Here is a 5,158-nt window from a genome sequence, read left to right as displayed (position 1 = left end):
TGGCATTCGAAATAAAGATATATGCCCAGAAGTCAATTTATATAAGACGTTGTATGAGTGTTGATTTTAGCTTTATATCCTAATTTATTAAATGTGTCTTAATCCATAAAATCTAACAGCATAATTAAATAAAGCACTGAGTTGATTATGGATCGTTTTAAGATACGTCTGTTTATAGTTGTTATCTTTCATGACTTGATCTTGCCAATGGATAATATCTTTTGGAGTAATTTCATCTAGTTTCATTTCACCAAGATAGGGAGCGATATGATGATAAAAGATATTTTGTTTGGTCATCAACGTATTTTCTTTAATACGATGTTCCATTGACTCTAGGTAGATTTCTACAAAGTTCTTAAATAAGATAAAAAAGAATTGAGAAATGGAATTAATTAAACCAACACAGGTTGTTAAGCAAGCTAATGTAAAGATTGCTGCCAAAAGAATTGCACCTCCATCACCAAACACCTGCTGCACAATACACCTCAAAGTCCATGCACCATTTTCCTGTACTGCATATACACCAGAAGAACACATTCCCATATAAGAAAGCATCATATATACAATTGCTAAGATACTGCCTGCAAATATACCAGCATACACAGTATGTGTAATACGATCTTTCGTCTCATTTAATCCAAACGAAACAAGTGTTGTTGAAATCACTAGGCCAAAGTTTAATGTTACAATGGTATCCATTGTGTTATAGACCTCTGTAAAACCTTTTAAAAATGCAGAAGATTGATAGCTATCTAAGGCAGGTGCAACATTGACATTTCCTTTTGTCACAAAACTGATAAACAAAAGAGCAAGCAAAATCAATAAGCTAGGTGTTAATACCCTTCCAATACGCTATACAAGTTTACCAGGATTCAAACACAGCCATAACGCAACAAGAAAGAAAAGAGCAGAGTATAAAACCATCCATAGCGTACGATTTGCATCTTTTGGCAAATATGGTGAAACTGCCATTTCAAACGGAATAGAAGCTGCACGCGGAATACCTAGACCAGGTCCAATAGAAAGATAAATCAAGACTGTAAATATGAATGCAAAACGTTTTCCAGCTTTTCCACTTAACTTATCTAATCCATCAAATCTAGCAACAACAATGACACCAAGCACTGGCAATACAACCGCTGTTAATAAAAAACCAGCCATCGCAGTAAACGTATGTTCCCCTGCATTTTGTCCTAAGAATGGTGGAAAGATTAAATTTCCAGCTCCAAAGAACAGTGAGAACAACATAAAACTGATAACCACCATATTCTTTTTGTTTAATTTCATTTCTTTTTTCCTCCAGCACACAAAAAAAGATTCATCCCAAAACATGAGACGAATCTGATATCCGCGGTACCACTCAATTTGCATAGAAAAATATGCCACTCTACTAGACTCCAACAAGTCCGAAACCTGTAACGTGATTTATTATGTGTATACTTACTATATTTCAGCACACAAGCTCAGAAGTGATTTACTGATTTTGTTTCCACTATCCGCTTTCACCAAATGTCGGACTCTCTTATTAGTTTCTTAGCAAAACAGCGCTCTTCGTCATTGCCTTTGATATTTTAACTATAATGAAGCAAATATGTACCGTCAATATAAAAAGGATCGAATAAAGTCCATTTTCAAGAATTCCATTCCATCCTTTTTCATTTTTTCATAAATCTATATTTTAATTGTTCTTTTTGATAATCTTGTGAATTACAACACTTAACAGAATTGTAATGATCATACATGGAATTGTATTTCCAACAGGTGTATCAATCTGCATAAAACAGCGATACACAACAAATCCGACAAGCCATAATACAAGATTCAGTACATCAAATTCTACATTTCTTTTATCATTCTTTAGAATAAAGAAATCAGCAATCTGGATTGCAATCATAGGAGCAAATACAGAACCAATCAAATACAGAAAATCAGTAATATTATCCATTGGATATACAATTGCCGCAATTGTACCAACAACAGTTACAACCATTGCTACGTGTTTTCCATTCCACTTTGGCACGATAGATTCATTAGAAATACCTGCAGAATAAGCATCCAGGAATGTTGTTGTAACTGTAGAGAATACAATGATCAATAATCCCGCAATACCCAAACCTGCTTTCAACATGATCTGTGCAATATCATATTCTCCTGTAAATAAAGCCGCACCTAAACCAATCAAATACATCCAGCAGCTAACGATTCCATACACAATACTACTAACTAAACTAGCCTTCACAGGATCTTCCGCTTCACGTGTATAGTCACTGATCAAAGGCAGCCAGCTCAAAGGCATCGCAATTGCAAGTTCAACACCTGCACCAAACGTCATTGCTTCTGTACATACAACTGCACTGTTTCCATCAAAGAAGATAAATTTGCTAAGCATTAAAGTCAAAACAAATAAAGCAACCATCGCAACTGTATTGATTTTTCCAAGGTTTGTAATACCAACACCAATCCATACAAGAATCAAGATACCAATAATCAAACACCAGATCCATGCACCTGTATGCATAATACCATCTGCCGCAAGTGCACCATCATAAATCATGATTGCTGTCCATCCAACAAGCTGCAGTACATTTAATGCCGCAAACAAAAGACAACCTTTCTGTCCAAAGCTCATCTTTGTAGAATCCATCGCACTTAAGCGCATTTTCCCACCAATAACACCAGCCAGGAACAATAAGATACAGCCAATGACATGTCCGGCCACAATGGCTAAAATACCATTTTTCAATCCTAAAGGTGCAAGATATGTACCTGTCAGTATTTCTGCAATAGAAACACCTGCACCAAACCAGATCAATGCATTTTCAAACAAAGAAGTTTTCTTCATTAAACATTCTCCTTTGCATATTCATTATCAATTGCGAATGAATGATCCATTGGTCCAGATCCCTTACCAAGATCAAGCATTGCATTCAATGCTCCAGAAATATAATCCTTTGCACGTTTTACGGATGTATCCAAATCATATCCCTTTGCAAGATTGGATGCGATAGCACTGGATAATGTACATCCTGTTCCATGTGTATTAGAGTTGTTAATACGTTTTCCATGAAACCATGTATATGCGTCATCTCTATACAACAGATCATTTGCATCATTGATTTGATGACCACCCTTTACCAGAATTGCACATCCAAATTTCTTAGAAATTTTTTCAGCAGCGATAATCATTTCTTCTTCATTTGCAATCTTCATATCCGCTAGAACTTCTGCTTCTGGAATATTTGGTGTAATGACTGTTGCTAAAGGCAACAATTCTTTTTTCAATGTTTCAATTGCATCATCACTAATAAGTTTTGCGCCGCTTGTTGCGACCATCACCGGATCCACAACAATATTAGCTGCCTTATATTCCTGCAGTTTTGAAGCAATCATACGAATCAGATCAGAACTAGAAACCATTCCAATCTTCACAGCATCTGGATAAATATCTGTAAAGACTGCATCCAGCTGCTCCCCAAGAAATTTTGGTGTTACTTCCATAATTCCTGTAACACCTAATGTATTCTGTGCCGTTAGTGCTGTAATTGCACTCGTCGCAAATACGTGATTTGCGCACATTGTTTTGATATCCGCCTGGATACCAGCGCCTCCGCTGGAATCACTTCCAGCGATTGTTAATGCTGTTTTCATTTTCTATCTCCTTCCTGCATTACTTTTTTAATGCGACATAAGGTGGTGCCCCCAATTTGCCGCCACATTCTGATCAAAAAACAAAAAGCTGCAGAAAAACCTAATCTGCAGCTAACATACAATAAAGATATCATCCCTACGTTGGCATTATCCAAATCAGGTTTCAGGGTCAAGGTCGAACCTACTCTCAGCCACTCAGCTCCCCATTTTTCAACATGTTTATTATAGTTCCTTTGTAACATGTAAATCAATAATCATTCAATAATCTTTGTTGGTGATGCATTTGAGACATAAATCATACTGTCATAAAGCGTTGTGGGTGGCTGAAACATGCGATAGCTAGGAGGCAGGAAGCGATTCATGATAGAGTAGCTTTCTCCTAGCGCTCCCATATAGGTATATGCATCTGCATGCCTTTTAATTTCTGTACCTTCTTCAAGAGAAGAAAAATCAATCCAGCACATTTTAAAGCCGGCTAATTTCGCTGTTTTTGCAAGTGGATCATGAGAATAAAATGTCTGTATGGTATGTTTATGATTTCCTTCAGGTAAATTGCATCTTGTCTTATAGAAGTTTGTTCCAATCACATAATATCTATATTGATTTGATAACAGTTTCCCCATAGAGTCATAACTTCCCCATTTTGCAACATGTTCATTATGCCCACTGATGAAAATACAATCATTTCTTCTTTGCTGCTCCTTTTGCAAAATCCAAGAAACATTTTCAGCCATATACTGATCTCTTAATAAGCTTCCATCAGTATCTTTTCTATGTAAAACTTCAACATTTTGTAATAACACATCTACAAAATGAATCAAATCACCATTAAACTCTTTTAATTCTAATGTCTTTTTTAATTTCATCAGTAAATCTTTTTTCTCTGCATAACTATAATTTTGATTCCATTGACCATCTATGATGAAATTATCCAAAAATGATAAATTAACTCCTTCAGCAATACATTCTTTTTTCAACGCATCAAAAGAATATCTAATTCTCTGCATATCAAAACCATAAAAATTCAGCTGTTCTTCTTCAGCATCATCATTATATTCCCGTATATATTCAATCAATTGCATCATTTCTTCTGTTTTGTAGATTTGAAAACCAATCTTTTGAACAATTTCTTTCAGTATTCCTTCTCCACCATGAATATATTGATTCACTTCTTCACACCCGCCAAAATCACCTTAGAAGCGTATTATCAGGCTTTAGCACAAGCAGATTTAGGTTGGCATGAAGGAACAAATGATCCCGAGCCATTTATTAAATATATGCTTGGCATTATTTTAAAATGCTACCGTGAATTCGAAGAAAGATTAATAATTAGTGAGAAAAGCGGAAAAAGAAGTAGCTCATGTGATATTGTTAAGACATATGTAAATGGCACAATAGGTACCTTTACGAAAAGAGATGCTATGGAAAATTGCCCGAGTTTAGGCAGTTCTTCTGTGGAATCGGCACTAAAAAAATTAGTTGAAGATGGTACTATTATTCGTAAAGGTCT

The 5,158-nt window shown here is 35.6% G+C and carries 4 protein-coding genes, 2 pseudogenes, 1 riboswitch and 1 other annotated feature; of the genes and pseudogenes, 1 reads left to right on the top strand and 5 read right to left on the bottom strand.

What is annotated here, in order from left to right; translation table 11 throughout:
* Positions 1-87 precede the first annotated feature (87 nt).
* The 5 genes and pseudogenes from ACZQCL_RS06085 to ACZQCL_RS06065 all read right to left on the bottom strand — a co-directional run bounded on the left by ACZQCL_RS06085 (position 88) and on the right by ACZQCL_RS06065 (position 4,817).
* A complete protein-coding gene (locus ACZQCL_RS06085; RefSeq protein WP_482482247.1) occupies positions 88-366 on the bottom strand; it encodes a tyrosine-type recombinase/integrase in 279 nt (92 codons plus the stop codon).
* Positions 364-1,266 (bottom strand): annotated as a pseudogene (gene brnQ, locus ACZQCL_RS06080) (branched-chain amino acid transport system II carrier protein); the annotation flags it as partial. The pseudogene brnQ and the gene ACZQCL_RS06085, both read right to left, overlap by 3 nt.
* Before the next feature lie 62 nt (positions 1,267-1,328).
* Positions 1,329-1,567, bottom strand: a binding site (T-box leader).
* A 111-nt stretch (positions 1,568-1,678) separates the two neighbouring features.
* Positions 1,679-2,842 (bottom strand): putative hydroxymethylpyrimidine transporter CytX, encoded by a 1,164-nt coding sequence (gene cytX, locus ACZQCL_RS06075; RefSeq protein WP_003865411.1) that lies wholly within the window; start codon positions 2,840-2,842, stop codon positions 1,679-1,681.
* Positions 2,842-3,648, bottom strand: coding sequence for a bifunctional hydroxymethylpyrimidine kinase/phosphomethylpyrimidine kinase (gene thiD, locus ACZQCL_RS06070; RefSeq protein WP_482482245.1), 807 nt, complete (start codon positions 3,646-3,648; stop codon positions 2,842-2,844). Before thiD ends, cytX begins: the two co-directional genes overlap by 1 nt.
* Before the next feature lie 116 nt (positions 3,649-3,764).
* Positions 3,765-3,864: riboswitch (TPP riboswitch) on the bottom strand.
* A 38-nt stretch (positions 3,865-3,902) separates the two neighbouring features.
* Entirely contained in the window at positions 3,903-4,817 is a 915-nt protein-coding gene (locus ACZQCL_RS06065; RefSeq protein ID WP_412344805.1) for an erythromycin esterase family protein, read from the bottom strand.
* Here ACZQCL_RS06065 and ACZQCL_RS06060 point away from each other — a divergent pair.
* Positions 4,800-5,158, top strand: a pseudogene (locus tag ACZQCL_RS06060) (hypothetical protein); the annotation flags it as partial. The gene ACZQCL_RS06065 and the pseudogene ACZQCL_RS06060 overlap by 18 nt on opposite strands.

The sequence above is a fragment of the Holdemanella sp. genome (assembly GCF_056804935.1).
The sequence above is the reverse complement of the archived record's forward strand: the minus strand, read 5'-3'. Positions and strand labels throughout refer to the sequence as shown.

What these genes read in the sequence shown, in the direction of transcription:
- cytX (WP_003865411.1), bottom strand. Translation starts at nt 2,842, where the DNA reads ATGAAGAAAACTTCTTTGTTTGAAAATGCATTGATCTGGTTTGGTGCA.
- thiD (WP_482482245.1), bottom strand. Translation starts at nt 3,648, where the DNA reads ATGAAAACAGCATTAACAATCGCTGGAAGTGATTCCAGCGGAGGCGCT.